Genomic DNA, 16,806 nt, shown 5'->3' with positions numbered 1-16,806 from the left:
CCGGGCCGGTGGTGCGCCGGCCGCAGGCCGATTCAGGCCAGCTGGGGCGGGAGCGGGGCCCTGTGGGTGATGATCAGGCCCGAGACCGCTCGGGTCAGGGAGACGTACAGGCGGCGCAGCCCCGTGCGCTCGTCGGGTTCGCCGTCGACCACGGCCTGTGGCTCGTCGAGGACCACATAGTCGTACTCCAGGCCCTTGGCGAGGGAGGCCGGGACCAGGGTGAGCCGGGTCTCGGCGGTCGTCTCCTCGCCGGGGGACAGATACGTCAGCCCCGCCGCCGTGAGCGCCCCGGCGAGCGCGGGCACGCGGGCGTCGGCGGCGATCAGGCCGGTCGAGCCCTCGTTGCGCAGCAGCTCCTCGCAGGCCGCCACCACCTCCGCGTCCCCGCCGCTCGCCCGGACCGCGAAGAAGCCGGGGTTCTCGCGGACGGAGGCGACCGGCGTCAGCCCCGGCGCGATGTGCGGCAGCAGCCGGGAGGCGTAGGTGATCACGTCCGTGGGCACGCGGAAACCCGCCGTCAGCTCCTCGATCACGCCCTCGGACTTGCCGAGGTGGGCCAGCGCCTCCTCCCAGGTGCGGGTCGCCCACGGCGTGGTGCCCTGCGCGAGGTCGCCGAGGACGGTCGCCGAGCCGGTGGCGCAGCGCCGGCCGACCGCGCGGTACTGCATGGGGGACAGGTCCTGCGCCTCGTCCAGCACCACGTGCCCCAGGGAGTGCGTGCGCTCGACGAGATCGGCGGCCTCGTCGATCAGCACGGCGTCGGCCGCCGACCACTTGGCGGACTTCACCGACCGTACGGGCCTGTCCCACAGGATCGTCCTGCGCTCCTCCTCGGTGAGGACCCCCTCGGCGTGCGCGCCGAGGAAGTCCGCGTCGGTCAGCAGCCGCAGCACCAGCTTGGCCGGATCGACCGGCGGCCACACCGCCTTGACGGCCGCCTTCACCGCGGAGTTGCGGGCCACGGAGTCCTGCACCCGGTCGTCCGGTGCCTCGCCCGACCGCTCCATCTGCACCAGCACGGCGTGTGCGACGCGCTGCGGCAGGGCCTCGCGGGCCGCGCCGTAGCGGATGCCGCGGTCCAGCAACTCCTGGACGATCTCCTCCAGTTCGTACGCCGGCACCCGCCAGCGCCGGGAACCGCGCACCACCACGACCGGCTCGGTGGGCAGCGTGACGTGCGCGTACACCGCCCGCCTGAGCACCTGGGCCATCCGCGCGTCGCCCTTGACGACCGCGGCCGCCGCCTCGTCCGTGCCGCGCACCTCCACGTGCGCCACCAGATCGTCGACCGTCGCCTGCTGGACCGCCAACTCGCCGAGCGCGGGCAGCACTTGCTCGATGTAGTGCAGGAAGGAACGGTTCGGCCCGATGACGAGGGTGCCGGTGCGGGCCAGCCGCTCGCGGTGGGCGTACAGGAGGTAGGCGACGCGGTGCAGGCCCACGGCGGTCTTCCCGGTGCCGGGGCCGCCCTGGACGCAGACCGTGCCGGAGAGCCCGGACCGCACGATCTCGTCCTGCTCGGGCTGGATGGTCGCCACGATGTCGCGCATCGGGCCCACGCGCGGGCGCTCGATCTCCTGCTGGAGCAGCTTGCTGGTGGTGGCCGCCTCGGCCGGGTCGGACAGGTGCTCGTCCTCGTACGCGGTGAGGTCGCCGCCGGTGTAGCCGAACCGGCGGCGCAGCCCGACGTCCAGCGGGTCCTTCCTGGAGGCCCGGTAGAACGGCTGGGAGACGGGCGCGCGCCAGTCGATGACCATGGGGTCGCCGTCGGCGTCGTGCACGTGCCGGCGCCCGATGTAGAAGCGCTCCCCGTCCGCGCCCTCCGCCCGGTCCGCGCCCGGCGCGTGCAGGTAGTCGAGGCGGCCGAAGAACAGCGGGGTGTCGCTGAGGTCGGCCAGCGCCTTGATGCGCTCGTCGATCTGGCGGGCGAGCACCTCGGCGTTGACCCAGTTCGCGCTGACGTCGCGGATGTCGAGCGACTCGACGTCCTCGCGCATGGCCCGCAGGGCGGACCGGGAGGCGGCCAGATGGGACCGCTCGCGGCCGAGGGGATCGTCGGCGCCGGCCGGGCGGTCCGCCGGGTCGGCCGGTTGTTCCGCCAGGCCGGCGGCGTGTTCTGCCGGGCCGGTGGGGCGTACCGCGGGGTCGGTGGGCGTGGACGAGGACGACAAGGGAGTGCCTCCGGAGGACCTACGGGACGGGCGGACGGCCGCGCCGGGCCGGGGGCGGGGCGCCGGCCGCCGGCTGCGGGATCTGCCGGCCGGTTTCCGTCCGGGCGGCGGCACTCCGTGAGGGAGGCGGGCAAGAGCGGAGAGTCTAGGTCGCCGGGATCGGGAAGGCCAACCGAATTCCGCGGTGCCGAGGGTGCCCGGAAGGCGGTCCACGGAAGCCGGTCCCCTAGGGGAAACCGATGGCCGGGTGTAGGGGATGCGCTCCCTCCACAGGGGTACGCGGAGGGCAGGGAGGTTGGCTCCCAGGACCGATGCCGGCCTCACGTCCTGCGATCCACCATTGAGCCATGAGCGCAGCAACCATCCATCCAGCTTCCGCCGCCCGTCCGGCCGGTGCCACGGCCGTCCGCGGCAGCCACCCCCAGCACCGTCTCGGCGACGCGCTGCACGCCGTCAAGGTCTTCGCGGGCGCCGCGTTCGACGTGGTCATCCTCGGGGAGTACGGCGAGGAAGCGGGCATACGCCACAAGTGAACGATTAGGGTCACTCCGTGACAGAACGGAAGATGACCCTCCGGTCACTCCCCGCGCCGCCCCTTGTCCTCCTCGCCGTCTCCTTCGTCGCCCTCGGGGTCCTGTTCGCCGCCCTGCGGGTGCCGATGCCGGACGCCCTGGTCTACCGGGCGGAGGGCGCGGCCGTCCTGCACGGCCGTGATCTGTACGGGTTCGAGGTCACCGCCGGCCGGCTGCCGGCCACCTACCCGCCGTTCGCGGCGGTGCTGTTCGTGCCCACCGCGCTGCTGCCCGTCCCGGCGCTGAAGGCGGCCTTCCTGGCCGGCAACGCGCTCCTGCTGGCCTGGCTCGTCCACCTCTCCGCCCGGCTCGCCGGCCGCGCCACCACCCCCGCGCCGCTGTGCGCCGCGACCGCCCTGGCCGCCTGGTGCGAGCCGGTCTTCCAGACCTTCCGGTACGGGCAGATCAACATCGCGCTGGCCTGCCTGGTCCTGTGGGACCTGACCCGGCCGCCGGGGGCGCGCGGCAGGGGCGCGGCGATCGGCGTCGCGGCCGGGATCAAGCTCACCCCGGGCCTCTTCGCCGTCTATCTGCTGCTGCGCGGGCGCGGACGCGAGGCGGCCACGGCGACGGCCGCGTTCGCCGGGTCCGTCGCCCTGGGCGCGCTCGTCCAGCCCGCGGCGAGCGTCGCCTACTGGACCCGCCATGTCTTCGAGACCGACCGAGTGGGGAAACTGTGGATCATCGACAACCAGTCCCTCCAGGGACTGATCGCCCGCCTGCTGCGGAACCCCGGGCCCGGCCTCGCCTGGCTGCTCCCGGCGCTCGCGGTGGCCGGCGCGGGCCTGTGGCTGGCCCGCCGGGCGCCGCGGGAGCGGTGGGGCGTCCTGCTGACCGCCCTCACCGCGCTGCTCGTCTCACCGATCAGCTGGTCCCACCACTGGGTGTGGTGCGTTCCGCTGACCGCCGTGCTCCTGGCCGAGGGCCACCGCGCCTGGGCGGCGGTCACCGCCCTGTGCTTCACGGCCCGCACGATGTGGCTCGTCCCGCACGCCGACGGCCTGCCGCTGCGCCTGCCGTGGTGGCAGCAGCCGCTGGCGTCGCCCTACGCGCTGCTGGCCCTGGCCCTGCTCACGGCGGCCGCGCTGGAGCGGGGACCGGGGCGCCGCGCCCCGGGCGGCGACGCCGAGCCGGTCAGGCTTCCCCGGCCAGCAGCTCGTCCGCGTCCATGATCCGGTAGGCGTAGCCCTGCTCGGCCAGGAAGCGCTGGCGGTGCGCGGCGAAGTCCTGGTCGAGCGTGTCGCGGGCGACCACCGAGTAGAAGTGGGCCTGGTGGCCGTCGGCCTTGGGGCGCAGCACCCGGCCCAGGCGCTGGGCCTCCTCCTGGCGGGAGCCGAAGGTGCCCGAGACCTGGATGGCGACCGTGGCCTCCGGCAGGTCGATGGAGAAGTTCGCGACCTTCGACACCACCAGCACATTGATCTCGCCCTCGCGGAAGGCGTCGAAGAGCTTCTCGCGCTGGGCGTTGGAGGTCTCGCCCTTGATGACCGGGGCGTCCAGGTGCTCGCCCAGTTCGTCGAGCTGGTCGATGTACTGGCCGATGACGAGGATCTGCTGCCCGGCGAAGCGGCGCACGATCGCCTCCGTGACCTTCCGCTTGGTCGCGGTGGTCGCGCAGAAGCGGTACTTCTCCTCGGTCTCGGCGGTGGCGTAGGCGAGCCGCTCGGAGTCGGTCAGGTTCACCCGGACCTCGACGCAGTCGGCGGGAGCGATGTAGCCCTGCGCCTCGATCTCCTTCCACGGGGCGTCGAAGCGCTTGGGCCCGATCAGGGAGAACACGTCGGACTCGCGGCCGTCCTCGCGCACCAGGGTCGCGGTCAGCCCGAGCCGCCGCCGGGCCTGGAGGTCGGCGGTGAACTTGAAGACCGGCGCGGGCAGCAGATGCACCTCGTCGTAGACGATCAGCCCCCAGTCCCGGGAGTCGAACAGCTCCAGGTGCGGGTAGACACCCTTCCTTCTGGTGGTGAGGACTTGGTACGTGGCGATGGTGACCGGCCGGATCTCCTTGCGGGTCCCGCTGTACTCACCGATCTCGTCCTCGGTCAGCGAGGTCCGCTTCACCAGCTCGTGCTTCCACTGCCGGGCGGAGACGGTGTTGGTGACCAGGATCAGGGTGGTGGACCTGGCCTGCGCCATCGCCCCGGCGCCGACCAGCGTCTTGCCGGCCCCGCAGGGCAGGACGACCACACCGCTGCCGCCGTGCCAGAAGTTCTCCACGGCCTGCTTCTGGTAGGGCCGCAGCGCCCAGCCGTCCTCGGCCAGCTCGATCGGGTGCGCCTCGCCGTCGACGTACCCGGCGAGGTCCTCGGCCGGCCAGCCCAGCTTCAGCAGCACCTGCTTGATCTGCCCGCGCTCGGAGGGGTGCACGGCCACCGTGTCCTGGTCGATGCGGGCGCCGACCAGCGGGGTGACCCGCTTGGACTTCAGCACCTCCTCCAGGACCGGCCGGTCGGTGGTGGTGAGGACCAGTCCGTGCGCCGGGTGCTTGGAGAGGGTCAGGCGGCCGTAGCGGTCCATCGTCTCGGCGATGTCGACGAGCAGCGCGTGCGGCACCGGGTAGCGGCTGTACTGCACCAGCGCGTCCACCACCTGCTCGGCGTCATGGCCGGCGGCCCGGGCGTTCCACAGGCCCAGCGGGGTCAGCCGGTAGGTGTGGATGTGCTCGGGGGCCCGCTCCAGCTCGGCGAAGGGCGCGATGGCGCGACGGCAGCCGTCGGCCTGCTCGTGGTCGACTTCCAGGAGCAGGGTCTTGTCGGACTGGACGATCAACGGACCATTCACGCGCGGCACCCTTTCGCTGACACGGCCGGAGGACTCGGCCAACACTCCAGTGTGCCCTACCGGCCGCACGGCCCGGGGCGGCGAACGTCCCGTCCCGCACGGCCCGGCGGCCGCTCACTCCGCGGGCCCGCACGGCCCGGCGGCCGCTCACTCCGCGTCCGGCTCCAGTTCCGCCACGCCCGTGACCCGGTGCAGCGGGTAGGTCCGCACCTCGTCGGCGGTGTGGTCGTACGCCGTCACGAAACCGCCCTCGACGCGGACCGGGGCGATGACGCGCTGGCTGGCGGTGCCCTCGGCGTTGACGTAGCCGATCCACAGCGACTCGCCGGTCAGCACGGCGGCCTGCATGGTGGCGAGGGTCTCGGCGGAGCCGGTGCGGGGCAGTTCGCCGTCGGCCGCCGGGGCCGCGGTCGGCTTGCGCGGGGCGGTGGAGGCCAGGTCACCGGCCCGGATCGCGCGGACCGCCGCCGAGAGCAGCGTGGCGTCGGGCACGGGCGGGCCGTCCGGGACCGGTTCGGGCGCGGTGCGCGGCGGGGTGCGGTGGGAGTCGGCGCGCGCGATCAGCACGTCGCCCTCCGCGGACTCGGCCGCCGGGGCGTAGCCCATCGCGCGCAGCCCCTCCAGGAGCGCGGCCGGGTCGGCCGGTGTGGCCAGCACGGTCGGCGCCAGGCGGCGCAGCCGCAGGCCGGCGGACCGCTTGTCGGCGAGGATCTCGTTGAGCAGCGCGTCGTCGTCGCAGCGCACATACGCCGACGCGGCCCCCACCCGCAGGTGCCCGTGCCGCCGGGCCACGTCGTCGATCAGGTACGCCAGCGGTTGCGGGACCGGGGTGCGGGCGTGCTCGGCGAGGAAGGCGTGCAGGTCGGCGGCGGTGCGGCCGGAGTCCAGGGCGCGCCGCACCGAGGCGGGGGTGAACCGGTAGACGGTCGCGCCGCCCTTGGACTCGACGTCCGCGAGCACCCCGAGCACATCGGCGAGCGGGCGGCGCAGCGGGCCGGGCGCCACCGCCGTCAGGTCCGCCTGGAGCAGCACATGATCCAGCGGTTCGGGCAGCAGCGGGTCGAGCAGGCGGGCGGCCGCGGCCGCGGCGGCCGCCTGCTCGGCGGGGGACAGGGGCTCGCCGGGAGTGGCCGGGCCCGCGCCCGGGGCCCCGGCGGGCCGGTGGTGCCGGTGGTGCACGGGCAGCTTGTCGCCGGGCCCCGCGGACCCGGCCCGCGGGGCCGGGGCGGGCGGCGCGGGCGATGCCCCCAGCAGGGCCCGCCCGTGCGCGGACAGCGCGCCCCGGCCGGTGACGCCGAGCAGTTCCGCCTCGGACAGCGTCCACCGGGCGAGCCGTTCGCGCAGATCGTGGTCCTGGTCGCGCTGCGGTCCGCGCAGCGGGCGCTCCCAGCGCAGCCGGGCCGACACCGAGTCGGCGGACGGCGCGGCCCCCTCCGGCAGCCCGGCCAGCAGGGACAGCGCCCGGTGCCGTACCTCCGGCGCGGCCGAGCGGTCCAGGCCCGGGCCGAGCGCGGACAGCGAACGGTCCTTGGCGTCCCGCCCGCCGACCACCCCCGGCGTCCGGGTCGCTACCAGCCACGCCTGGGCCAGCCGCGCCCAGCGCTCGGCGGCCGGCGCCTCCCGCCACTCGTCGTACGCCGGGGTCGCCGCGTACCGCTCGTCGGCCTCGCCGTCGGAGGCCAGCAGCCCGGCCGCGTAGGCCAGCTCCACCCAGAAGGCGGCCACCGGCTCGGACACGTCCAGGGCGACCGCGGTCCGCTTCAGGTCGCGCATGCTCAGGCCCCCCGCGCGCAGCACGGCCGGCCCGCCCTCGTCCCAGTCCTTCAGCAGCTCCTCGACGGTGGCCAGCGCGGTGTACGCCTGCCCGGCCGCGGTCGCGTCCACGATCCGGGGCGGGTGCGTGGCCGCCGTCTCCACGGCGGGCGGCACCGGCTCCGGCGCGCGGTGCGCCCGCCCGCCGCGCAGGTGCAGGGCCACCTCGCGGGGCAGTACGACCGTGCCGGGCGCGGTGGGCAGCAGCAGCCCCCGGTCGAGCAGCCGCCGCAGCCGGGGCGCCGGATCGGCGGTCACCTGGCCGTACGGCGGCCCCCACACCAGGCGGTCGAGGACCTCCAGGGAGTCCTCCGGCACTCCGGCGAGCAGCGCGGACATCCGCCCGCGGTCGCCGAACAGGCCGGTGAGGGAGGCGACGGCGGACACCGAGTCGTGGGTGGAGGGCAGCCCGACCGCGGTCACGATCTCCTGGATCCGCCCCGGCGACATGCCGGCCGTGGCCTCCTGCACCGTCGGGCCGAGCCCGGTGGGGGAGGGGTGCTGCGCGGAGGGGGCGAGCAGTTCGCGGGCGGTGCGCACCAGGCGCAGCCGGTCGTCCTCGCCCCAGACCAGGGCCTGTTCGCGCAGGACGTCGAGCGCGCCGGGCAGCGCGGCGGCGACGGCGGGGTCACCGGCGTCCCCGGCCAGCAGGCCGAGCAGTTCGCCCGAGTCCGCCGGGTCGCCGGCCACGGCCAGCGCCTCCGCCGTCTGCAGGGTGAACCGGTCCAGCCGTTCCAGGGCGCGCACCACCGAGGCCCGGGTGCCGGCCCGGGTGGCGAGCTGGGTGAGGTCGGTGGGGACCGGGGTGATGAGGTCCGGGCGGCTGCGCAGCAGCGCGGCCAGCCGGGCGTCGTCGCGCGCGCGAAGCGCCTCCGCGAGCGAGCGGGGGGACGCCGCCGGTTTCTCATCGCTGCTCATCCGACCCACGGTAGCGGGTGGGCACGGCGGTGGGACACGTGTGCGACGCGCGCACGGCACGCCCGGCGGCGGCCACCGCGCCCGGCCCGCACGCGGTACCGTCGTCCCACGGGGTCATCGGCCAGCCGCCCCGGAGGGGTTCGTGGGGATCGAGAGCGACCAGGTCGTCTACGAGTATCTGAGCCGTGTCGGGGACGTCGCCCAGCAGCGCCAGCTGTCCTCGGCCACCCGGATGCGGCTCGTCTCGGAGCTGCGCAACGAGATCGACCGGTGCCGGGCCAGGGCCGCCGTCGACAGTCCCGCGGCGGTCCGCCGCATCCTCGACCGCCTCGGCAGCCCCGACGACATCGTCACGGCGGCGGGCGGCACGGGCGCGAGCACGGGCACGGGCACGGGCATGGGCACGGGCGGCGGATACGGCGGATACGGGAGTACGCAGGCCCCGGGGCCCGCCGGGCCCGCCGTGCCCGTGCAGCGCGACACCGCGGCCGCGCGGCCTGCCGGAACCGGCGCTCAGGGGGACGCGGCCGACGGCGCGGAGCGGGCGCGGCCCAAGGGGCTGCGCCGGGTGGTGCCCCGCCCCCGCCCGGCCCCGCCCCCGGCGAGCCCCGCGCCCCCGCCCGCCGGCGCGCGCCCGCCGCACCTGGCGACCGCGGAGGAACTGGGCGCGGGCGCGGCGGGACACCCGCACTGGTGGCGCGCGGCCGGGCCTGCGGGCGGGCCGGGCCGGGTGGACGAGAGCCCGTTCGGCATCGGCGACGACGTGCCCGGTTTCGTCGGCGGCGTGGAGATCCCCGAGCTGCTCAAGGCCCCGCCGCCCGGGGAGCCCGCCAAGGAGGCGGAACCCGTCCCGGCCGTCGTGGAGGACGCGGCCGAGGCCGCCGTGGAGACCGCGCCCCGCCGCCGCCTCGCCCTGCTGCCCCGCGGCCTGGCGCGGGGATCGTGGAGCAATCCGCTGCTCCTGCTCGCCGCCGCCCTGCTGGTGGTGGGCGCGGTCCTCGGCAACTGGTTCGTGCTGCTGTTCGGCTGGGTCATCGCGTACGGCTCCCGGCGGCTGACCCGGACGGAGACCCAGTGGGCCGTCATGGGCATGCCCGCGCTGGCGCTGGCGGCCGGAGCCGTCTGGCTGTGGGGCCGCCAGGACGGCCGCTGGGGCGATCCCGTCGCGCAGGGCCATATGAACGACGCGATCACCCAGACCTGGCCCTGGGTGGTACGGGCCGCCGCCGTCCTGTCGGCCCTGTTCCTGGCGTGGCGCTCACAGCGGCAGCGGTGAACGGGCGGGCAAGCCGCGGGCGCGGGAAGCCATGGGCCCGGAGAAGCCGCGGGCGCGGGAATCCATAGATCCGGGGAAGCCGCGGGCCCCGGGAAGCCATAGATCCAGGGAAGCCGCGGGCCCGGGAATCCACAGACCCGGAAATCCACGGGCCCGGGAAGCCGGAGAGTGACGGGCCCTGGGCACAATGGCCCATATGACTTCGCGCCTGCTGACCGTCGGCTTCGACCTCGACATGACCCTGATCGACTCCCGCCCCGGCATCCACGCCTGCTACGTGCGGCTGACCGAGCGGACAGGCACCCCCATCGACGCCGATCTGGCGGTCACGCGGCTCGGGCCGCCGCTGGAGGACGAGCTGGTCAACTGGTTCCCGGCCGAGCGGGTCCCGGAGATGGCGGACCTGTACCGCGCGATGTACCCGGACACCGCCATAGCACCCACCCTCGCGCTGCCCGGCGCCCGCGAGGCGGTCGCGGCGGTCCGGCGGGCCGGCGGACGGGCGATCGTCGTCACCGCCAAGTACGAGCCGAACGCCAAGCTGCACCTGGAGCACCTGGGCATCGAGCCGGACGCGGTGATCGGCGGCCTGTGGGCGGAGCAGAAGGCCGAGGCGCTGCGCGAGTACGGCGCCCAGGTCTACGTCGGCGACCACGTGGGCGATGTGCGCGGCGCCCGGACGGCCGGCGCGCTGTCGGTGGCCGTGGCCACCGGGCCGTGCGACGAGCGGGAACTGCGGACGGCCGGCGCGGACGTCGTCCTCGCCGATCTGACCGAGTTCCCGAATTGGCTTTCGGACTTCGGTGCGCGCTTTTCGGCCGAACAGGCCCCCGGCGTTTCCCGTGATTCCGGTGAATCCGGTGAATCCTGCGATGCCGGGGACGCGGGTGCCGGTGGCGGCCCGGGCTACCCCGCCTCGCCCCGCGCCTGACGGCGCCCGGCGGCGACGGACCGGAGCACTCCGGCGCCGGCGATCAGGAAGCCGACGCCCATGAGCATGCTCAGCCCGAACATGTAGGTCGGAAAAGGCTTCGCGTGGAAGAACAGCGGGGCCACGGTCACCATGGTGGCCAGCGTGCCGATGAAGAACACGAGGGCACCGGCACGGATCAGCCGGTCACCGGCAGCGGCGGAATTCGGTTGGGTTTTGTCACGCACCGGACCAGGGTAGTTCCCAGCGCGAGAGAACGACCGGGCGACGTCTTGTCACCCGCGTCACGACCATTAGCCTTGGTACCGGCGGGTCGGGACGCGACCCGCCCCAGTGCTATCAAGAGCCGTTTCAGAAGCAGTTTTCCGACGAGTACGGGGACGAGGACAGACGTGCCTACCGGCAAGGTCAAGTGGTTCAACAGCGAGAAGGGCTTCGGCTTCCTCTCCCGTGACGACGGCGGTGACGTCTTCGTCCATTCCTCGGTCCTCCCCGCCGGAGTAGAGGCGCTCAAGCCGGGACAGCGAGTGGAGTTCGGGGTGGTCGCCGGACAGCGCGGCGACCAGGCCCTGTCGGTGACGCTCCTGGAGCCGGCCCCCTCGGTCGCCGCGGCCCAGCGCAAGAAGCCGGACGAGCTGCTGTCCATCGTGCAGGACCTGACGACCCTCCTGGAGAGCGTCGGCCAGACCCTGGAGCGCGGCCGCTACCCGGAGAAGACCTCCGGCAAGAAGGTCGCCGGGCTGCTGCGCGCGGTCGCCGACCAGCTGGACGTGTGAGCCGCGCTCAGGGGAAGGCGAGCGCGTCGGGGGCGAGGGGCGGGACGAGTCCCTCGGCGGCCGCCCGGGTGAGCAGCCCGCGGACCGCCGCGTAACCGTCCTCGCCGAGGCCCGCGGTGAACTCGTTGACGTACAGCCCGATGTGCTGGTCGGCGACGGACGGGTCCATCTCCTGGGCGTGCTCCATGACGTAGGGCCGGGACGCCTCGGGGTCGTCCCAGGCGGCGCGCACGGAGGCGCGGACCGAGTCGGCCAGCCGGGTCAGGGTGTCCGCGCCCAGCGACCGCTTCGCGATGATCGCGCCCAGCGGGATGGGCAGCCCGGTGGTGTGCTCCCAGTGCTCGCCCATGTCGGCGAGCTTGTGCAGGCCGTAGTTCCGGTACGTGAAGCGCGCCTCGTGGATCACCAGTCCGGCGTCGACCTTGCCGTCCCGCACGGCCGGCATGATCTCGTGGAACGGCATCACGACGATCTCCCCGACCCCGCCGGGCACGGTGTCCGCCGCCCACAGCCGGAACAGCAGGTACGCCGTGGACTTCTCGCTCGGCACCGCGACCGTGCGGCCCTTCAGATCGGCGTCGGCCTCCCGGGTCAGCACCAGCGGCCCGCAGCCCCGGCCCAGCGCGCCGCCGCACGGCAGCAGCGCGTACGCACCGAGGACGTACGGCAGCACCGCGTACGACACCTTCAGCACGTCCAGCTCGCCGCGCTCGGCCATGCCGTTGGTGAGGTCGATGTCGGCGAAGGTGACGTCGAGGGCGGGGGCGTCCGGGACGCGGCCGTGGGCGAGGGCGTCGAAGACGAAGGTGTCGTTGGGGCAGGGCGAGTAGGCGATCTGAAGGCGCTCAGGGATCTGCGGGCGCTCAGGTGTCTGCGGGCGCTCAGGTGTCTGCGGGCTCATGTGGGTTCCAACTCTCCAGGACGGGGGCGAGCTTCCCGAAGCCCTCGGTCAGGGCGGTGAGGGCGTCGCCGATGCGCCAGGCGGCGCGGTCGCGCGGGCCGACCGGGTTGGAGACCGCGCGCAGCTCCAGGACGGGGACGCCGTGCGCGGCGGCCGCCTCGGCGACGCCGAACCCCTCCATGGCCTCGGCCAGGGCGCGGGGATGGCGCCCGCGCAGGGCGTCGGCGCGGGCGGCGGTGCCGGTCACCGTCGAGACGGTCAGGACCGTGCCGGTGGCGGCGCCGGTCGCGGCCGCGATCGCCCGTACGAGTGTTTCGGGTGGACGGTGGGTGACGGTGCCGAAGCCGAGTTCGGTCACCGGCAGGAATCCGTCGCCGGTCTCGGCGCCCAGGTCGGCGGCGGTGATCTCGTCGGCCACCACCAGGGAGCCGACGGACGCGCCGGGCGCGAAGCCGCCCGCGATACCGGCCGAGACGACCAGGCCGTACGGGGCGCCGCCGAGCGCGGCGGCGGTGAGGGCGCTCGCGGTGGTGGCGGCGGCCAGGGCGGGGCCGACCCCGGCGGCGATCAGGTCGTACCCGCCGAAGCGGTGCAGGTCCGCGCCGGGCAGCGGCAGCGCACGCGCCGACTGCGGCAGCTTCCGCCCAGGCTGTGCGAACGCCTGTGCCACCGCGTCCCGTTCGACGGGGACGGCGGTGGCGACGAGGACGCGCGGGGCGGACACCGGGGGTGCGGTCAGGAGGACTTCTTCTCCAGCTTGAAGGTCCACAGGCCCTTCACGTCCTTCTCGCCCTCCTTGATGGCGACCTTCGTCGAGTTGCCGGTGGCGCCGTACTGGGCGTTGAAGAACACGCTGCCCGGGATGGTGCGGTAGCTCTTCTTGCTGGAGTCGGTGAGCGGCTGATCGTTCATCAGGATCGTCCAGCCCTCGTCGGCGAGCTTCGGGTCGACGCCGAAGCGCACGGTGTCGTCCGGGTCGACCTTGATCGACTCGACGTCCGTGTTCTTGAGGCACTTGGCCAGGTCGGCGGTCGACAGCGCCTTGCCGTCGTTGTAGCAGGTGGCCTCCGAGTGCACCGAGTCGTCGCCGACGGTGATCGTGGCCATCGGGGTCGGCTTGTCGCAGGCCGTCAGGAGGAGCAGTCCGGCGGAAACGGCGGCGGCAGCGGCGACGGCGCGGCGGCGTCGCACGGCGGATTGCAGCGAGGTCATGGCCGAAGGCTATCGGGCGCCTCCCGCCCCCCGGCCACGCGGGGGTACGGCGTGCCGCCCGTCCGAGCGGCCGGGACCACCGGGTTACGGCACGGGCCGCCCGCGTCCGTGACCGGTCAGGACGCGTGTGCCCGGTTTGGCCCCCCCCCGCGTCCGTCTGGCCATCCGGAGGAGGCCCGTGTCCGGTGCGGCCGTCCGGGCCCGTCAGGCCGCCCGTGGGTGCCCCGGGCCGCCGTGGCGGACGGAGGCCAGCAGGCCGCGGGCGGTGGACAGCCAGCCCACGGCCACGATCGCGGCGGCCACCGACAGGCCCAGTACGCCGTTCAGCGGCAGCACGATGCCGATCGCCCCGCCGAGCACCGAGGCCATCTGGAGCAGCGTCTCGGAGCGCGCGAACGCCGAGGTGCGCACCAGCTCCGGCACGTCCCGCTGGATCAGCGCGTCCAGCGACAGCTTCCCCAGCGCCTGCCCGAACCCGGCGAACGCGGCCAGGCACGCCACCAGGAACGCGCCGAAGAGCACCGCCGCCGCGACCGCCACCCCCAGCACGATCGCCACGACCGTCACCACGATGACCTCCGGGGCCCGCGAGCGCAGCCACGCCCCGACCGCCGTGCCGAGCGCGTTGCCCGCGCCCGCCGCCACGCCCACGATGCCGAGCGACACCGCCGCGCTCTGCCCGCCCAGCGGGTGCTCCCGCAGCAGGAAGGCGAGGAAGAAGGTCAGGAAGCCGGACAGGCAGCGCAGGGCCGCGTTCGCGGCCAGGGCGTGCGTGACGGCCGTACCGACACTGCGCAGCCCGGGCCGCCGGACGGGGACGCGCCCCGGCTCGGGGGCTGTCCAGCGCCCCGGCCCGTGGCCCGTCCAGCGCCCCGGCCCGTGATCCGTCCCGCACCCCGGCTCGGGGACCGGCCCCGGGCCTGGCTCGGGGGCCGTTTCTTGGTCCGGTCCACGGTCCGGCTCGGGGGCCGTTCCTTGGTCCGGCCCACGGCCCGGTTCGTGGTCCGGTCCACGGTCGGGCTCGGGGGCCGTCCAGTGCCCCGGCTCGGGGACCGGGCCCGGGCCCGGCTCGGGGGCCGTTCCCTGGTCCGGTCCACGGTTCGGTTCGTAGTCCGGCCCACGATTCGGTTCGGCGCCCGCCCCGTGCCCCGGCTCGTGGCCCGTCTCGCGCCCTGGCTCGGCGGCCTTTCCGCGGTCCGTTCCGCAGTCCGTCCCGTGGCCTGGACCGCGGTCCGTTCCATGGCGTGGGCCGCGGTCCGTTCCGCGGTCCGTCCTGTGGCCTGCGCCGCGGTCCGGTCCCCTGTCCGTCCTGTGGCCTGGGTCGCGGTCCGGTCCGCGGTCCGGCTGGGGGACCGTCCCCCGGCGCGCCCCGTGGCGGCGTTCCCCGTCCGCCGCGAGCAGCGCCCGGTCCTCGCCCTTGGCCGAGTCCACCTTCGGCGGCAGCGAGAAGGACAGGAACGTTCCCGCGACGAAGATCACAAAGGCGCCGTACAGCGGCCAGCGCGGGCCGATCACGTGCAGTCCCGCCCCGATGGGCGCGGCCACGCCGGTGGCCAGCAGTCCGCCGAGCGTCACCCGGGAGTTCGCCTTGACCAGCGAGAACCGCGGCGGCAGCAGCCGCGGCACCACGGCGCTCCTGACCACGCCGTACGCCTTGGAGGCGACCAGCACGCCGAGCGCCGCCGGATACAGCTCGATCCCCCCGTCGGCCGCGGCGCCCGCGATGATCAGGGCGAGCAGCGCCCGGACCAGCATCGCGGCGGCCATCGCGGCCCGGCGGCCGTGCGGCAGCCGGTCCAGGAGCGGGCCGATCACCGGCGCCAGCACCGTGAAGGGCGCCATCGTGATCGCCAGGTAGAGCGCGACCCGGCCGCGGGCCTCGTCGGTGGGCACCGAGAAGAAGACGGTGGAGGCCAGCGCCACGGTGATCATGACATCGCCGGCACCGTTCACCGCGTGCAGCTCGATCAGCTTGCCGAGCCCGGACTCGCCGGCGCCGTGCGCGTGCGTGACGCGCCGGATCCCGCGGGCCGTCCCGGTGAACGGCAGACGCAGGGCACGGCCCACCGCGCGGACGGACCCGCCGAACCGGCCCGAACCGCTGCCCCGGCTGCTGCCCCCCTCCACCCCTTCGGGCTCGTCGAGCCCGGCGGTCTCCTGGGGCGTCCTCGCGGCTGCCACCCCGTCATAGTGCCCCGATCCGGGCGCGGGTAGCGCCATTGCGGCCCGGTTCCGGGCCGAGCGGACCCCGACGGGCGCACCCGCCCGGCCCCCCGGACCGCCCGCCGCGCGGACGGGAAGCAACCGTCGGTGTAGGCCCAGCGGCGGCGAGAAGGTAGCGTGCGTAGCGCGCCGTGGCGAACGTTCTCGGCCGCGCGCCTTACGTGCATACCGCAGAATGGATGACGTAGGTGCGCCCGAGCGCGATCGGGCGCGGACGTCGACGCGGTCCAGGGTCCGCTCCGTCCGCCCCGCCGCCTTCAGGCCGGCGCACCCGAGAGACGGCGTAGGAGAGAAGCGATACCTGTGAGCGCAGCGACCACGCGAAGCCGCACCCCCGACCGCCTGTGCGCCGAGGCCGTCGACCTCGCCCGCGCCGCAGCCGAGGAGGCCGCCGCGCCCGGCGTGGTCGGCGCGCACGAGGGCCTGGTGGCCGAGGGTGACCGGGTCGTCACGCACTTCTTCGGGTGCGCGGAACTCGGCTACCGGGGCTGGCGCTGGGCGGTGACCGTGGCCCGCGCCTCCCGCGCGAAGATCGTCACCCTGGACGAGGCCGTGCTGCTGCCCGGCCCGGACGCCGTGCTGGCCCCGGAGTGGGTGCCGTGGAGCGAGCGGCTGCGCCCCGGCGACATGGGCCCCGGCGACCTGCTGCCCACCGATGCCGAGGACCTGCGCCTGGAGCCCGGGTTCTGCGGCGAGGACGAGCCCGCGCCGGACTCGGCCGTCTCCACCGAGATGGCCGAGCTGGTGGAGGCCGAGGACGCCGAGGTCACCGACGGGTCGCCGCGCAACCTGCCCGCGGCGCCCTCGCGCGGCTCGATCGCCGCGGTCGCCGAGGAACTGGGCCTGCGCCGCGCCCGCGTCCTGTCCCGCTACGGGCTGCACACCGCCGCCGACCGCTGGGAAGAGGCGTACGGCGCGAAGACGCCGATGGCGCAGGCGGCCCCCGCGGCCTGCGTGAGCTGCGCCTTCCTGATGCCGATCGGCGGCTCGCTGGGGCAGGCCTTCGGGGTCTGCGCCAACGAGTTCGCCCCGGCCGACGGACGGGTCGTCTCCCTGACGTACGGGTGCGGCGGGCACTCCGAGGCCGCCGTCATGCCGAAGCCGCCGCAGCCGGCCCCGCCGGTGATCGACGAGACCCGGGTGGACCCCTTCCCGCTGCGCCCGGCCCGCGACTCGGGCTCGGTGCCGGACACGGACGACGAGACGGCCGAGCTGGGGCATTCGTAGCGGCTG

At 75.1% G+C, this 16,806-nt stretch carries 14 protein-coding genes; 6 read left to right on the top strand and 8 right to left on the bottom strand.

The annotated features are described in order from the left end of the window. Positions 1–32 precede the first annotated feature (32 nt). A complete protein-coding gene (locus ABZ858_RS04935; RefSeq protein WP_361372974.1) occupies positions 33–1,997 on the bottom strand; it encodes a UvrD-helicase domain-containing protein in 1,965 nt (654 codons plus the stop codon). 521 nt (positions 1,998–2,518) lie between these two features. On the opposite strand from ABZ858_RS04935, the gene ABZ858_RS04930 reads away from it, so the two are divergent. Beyond that, positions 2,519–2,704, top strand: coding sequence for a hypothetical protein (locus ABZ858_RS04930; protein ID WP_361372666.1), 186 nt, complete (start codon positions 2,519–2,521; stop codon positions 2,702–2,704). Between the two features lie 17 nt (positions 2,705–2,721). After that, positions 2,722–3,915 carry a glycosyltransferase 87 family protein gene (locus tag ABZ858_RS04925; RefSeq protein ID WP_361372664.1) on the top strand — a complete coding sequence of 398 codons (1,194 nt, stop codon included), beginning with the start codon at positions 2,722–2,724 and terminating at the stop codon, positions 3,913–3,915. Here ABZ858_RS04925 and ABZ858_RS04920 read toward each other — a convergent pair. Both ABZ858_RS04920 and ABZ858_RS04915 read right to left on the bottom strand, forming a co-directional pair. Beyond that, positions 3,878–5,524: a DNA repair helicase XPB gene (locus ABZ858_RS04920; RefSeq protein ID WP_361372662.1), complete on the bottom strand. Its 1,647-nt coding sequence runs from the start codon at positions 5,522–5,524 to the stop codon at positions 3,878–3,880. The genes ABZ858_RS04925 and ABZ858_RS04920 overlap by 38 nt on opposite strands. Positions 5,525–5,671: 147 nt before the next feature. After that, positions 5,672–8,254, bottom strand: a complete 2,583-nt coding sequence (locus tag ABZ858_RS04915) for a helicase C-terminal domain-containing protein (RefSeq protein ID WP_361372660.1) — start codon at positions 8,252–8,254, stop codon at positions 5,672–5,674. 142 nt (positions 8,255–8,396) lie between these two features. On the opposite strand from ABZ858_RS04915, the gene ABZ858_RS04910 reads away from it, so the two are divergent. Further along, a complete protein-coding gene (locus tag ABZ858_RS04910; protein WP_361372658.1) occupies positions 8,397–9,530 on the top strand; it encodes a hypothetical protein in 1,134 nt (377 codons plus the stop codon). A gap of 196 nt (positions 9,531–9,726) precedes the next feature. Continuing rightward, positions 9,727–10,461: an HAD family hydrolase gene (locus ABZ858_RS04905; protein ID WP_361372656.1), complete on the top strand. Its 735-nt coding sequence runs from the start codon at positions 9,727–9,729 to the stop codon at positions 10,459–10,461. Here the strand turns inward: ABZ858_RS04905 and ABZ858_RS04900 are convergent. Further along, a complete protein-coding gene (locus ABZ858_RS04900; protein WP_361372654.1) occupies positions 10,437–10,688 on the bottom strand; it encodes a hypothetical protein in 252 nt (83 codons plus the stop codon). The genes ABZ858_RS04905 and ABZ858_RS04900 overlap by 25 nt on opposite strands. Positions 10,689–10,853: 165 nt before the next feature. On the opposite strand from ABZ858_RS04900, the gene ABZ858_RS04895 reads away from it, so the two are divergent. Further along, positions 10,854–11,237, top strand: coding sequence for a cold-shock protein (locus ABZ858_RS04895; RefSeq protein ID WP_361372652.1), 384 nt, complete (start codon positions 10,854–10,856; stop codon positions 11,235–11,237). Between the two features lie 7 nt (positions 11,238–11,244). Here ABZ858_RS04895 and ABZ858_RS04890 read toward each other — a convergent pair whose 3' ends face one another. The 4 genes from ABZ858_RS04890 to ABZ858_RS04875 form a co-directional block, all read right to left on the bottom strand. Further along, complete coding sequence (locus ABZ858_RS04890; protein ID WP_361372650.1) at positions 11,245–12,138, bottom strand: 1,4-dihydroxy-6-naphthoate synthase; 894 nt, start codon at positions 12,136–12,138, stop codon at positions 11,245–11,247. Further along, positions 12,119–12,862: a futalosine hydrolase gene (locus tag ABZ858_RS04885; RefSeq protein WP_361372972.1), complete on the bottom strand. Its 744-nt coding sequence runs from the start codon at positions 12,860–12,862 to the stop codon at positions 12,119–12,121. Before ABZ858_RS04885 ends, ABZ858_RS04890 begins: the two co-directional genes overlap by 20 nt. An 11-nt stretch (positions 12,863–12,873) precedes the next feature. Then, positions 12,874–13,350, bottom strand: coding sequence for a DUF2771 domain-containing protein (locus tag ABZ858_RS04880; protein ID WP_361372648.1), 477 nt, complete (start codon positions 13,348–13,350; stop codon positions 12,874–12,876). A 204-nt stretch (positions 13,351–13,554) separates the two neighbouring features. Beyond that, positions 13,555–15,417 (bottom strand): MFS transporter, encoded by a 1,863-nt coding sequence (locus ABZ858_RS04875; protein ID WP_361372970.1) that lies wholly within the window; start codon positions 15,415–15,417, stop codon positions 13,555–13,557. 459 nt (positions 15,418–15,876) lie between these two features. Between ABZ858_RS04875 and ABZ858_RS04870 the strand changes: the two genes are divergently transcribed. Continuing rightward, positions 15,877–16,800: a DUF3027 domain-containing protein gene (locus tag ABZ858_RS04870; RefSeq protein WP_361372646.1), complete on the top strand. Its 924-nt coding sequence runs from the start codon at positions 15,877–15,879 to the stop codon at positions 16,798–16,800. Positions 16,801–16,806: the final 6 nt, after the last annotated feature.

The organism is Streptomyces sp. NPDC047017, assembly GCF_040644175.1.
Classification (GTDB): domain Bacteria; phylum Actinomycetota; class Actinomycetes; order Streptomycetales; family Streptomycetaceae; genus Streptomyces.
Note: the sequence above shows the minus strand (reverse complement) of the source record. Positions and strands in the feature narration are given on the sequence as shown.

Bases quoted from the DNA above. Each gene is read 5' to 3' on its own strand.
- ABZ858_RS04935 (WP_361372974.1), bottom strand. From the start codon at position 1,997: ATGCGCGAGGACGTCGAGTCGCTCGACATCCGCGACGTCAGCGCGAAC.
- ABZ858_RS04915 (WP_361372660.1), bottom strand. From the start codon at position 8,254: ATGAGCAGCGATGAGAAACCGGCGGCGTCCCCCCGCTCGCTCGCGGAG.
- ABZ858_RS04905 (WP_361372656.1), top strand. From the start codon at position 9,727: ATGACTTCGCGCCTGCTGACCGTCGGCTTCGACCTCGACATGACCCTG.
- ABZ858_RS04880 (WP_361372648.1), bottom strand. From the start codon at position 13,350: ATGACCTCGCTGCAATCCGCCGTGCGACGCCGCCGCGCCGTCGCCGCT.
- ABZ858_RS04890 (WP_361372650.1), bottom strand. From the start codon at position 12,138: ATGAGCCCGCAGACACCTGAGCGCCCGCAGACACCTGAGCGCCCGCAG.
- ABZ858_RS04930 (WP_361372666.1), top strand. From the start codon at position 2,519: ATGAGCGCAGCAACCATCCATCCAGCTTCCGCCGCCCGTCCGGCCGGT.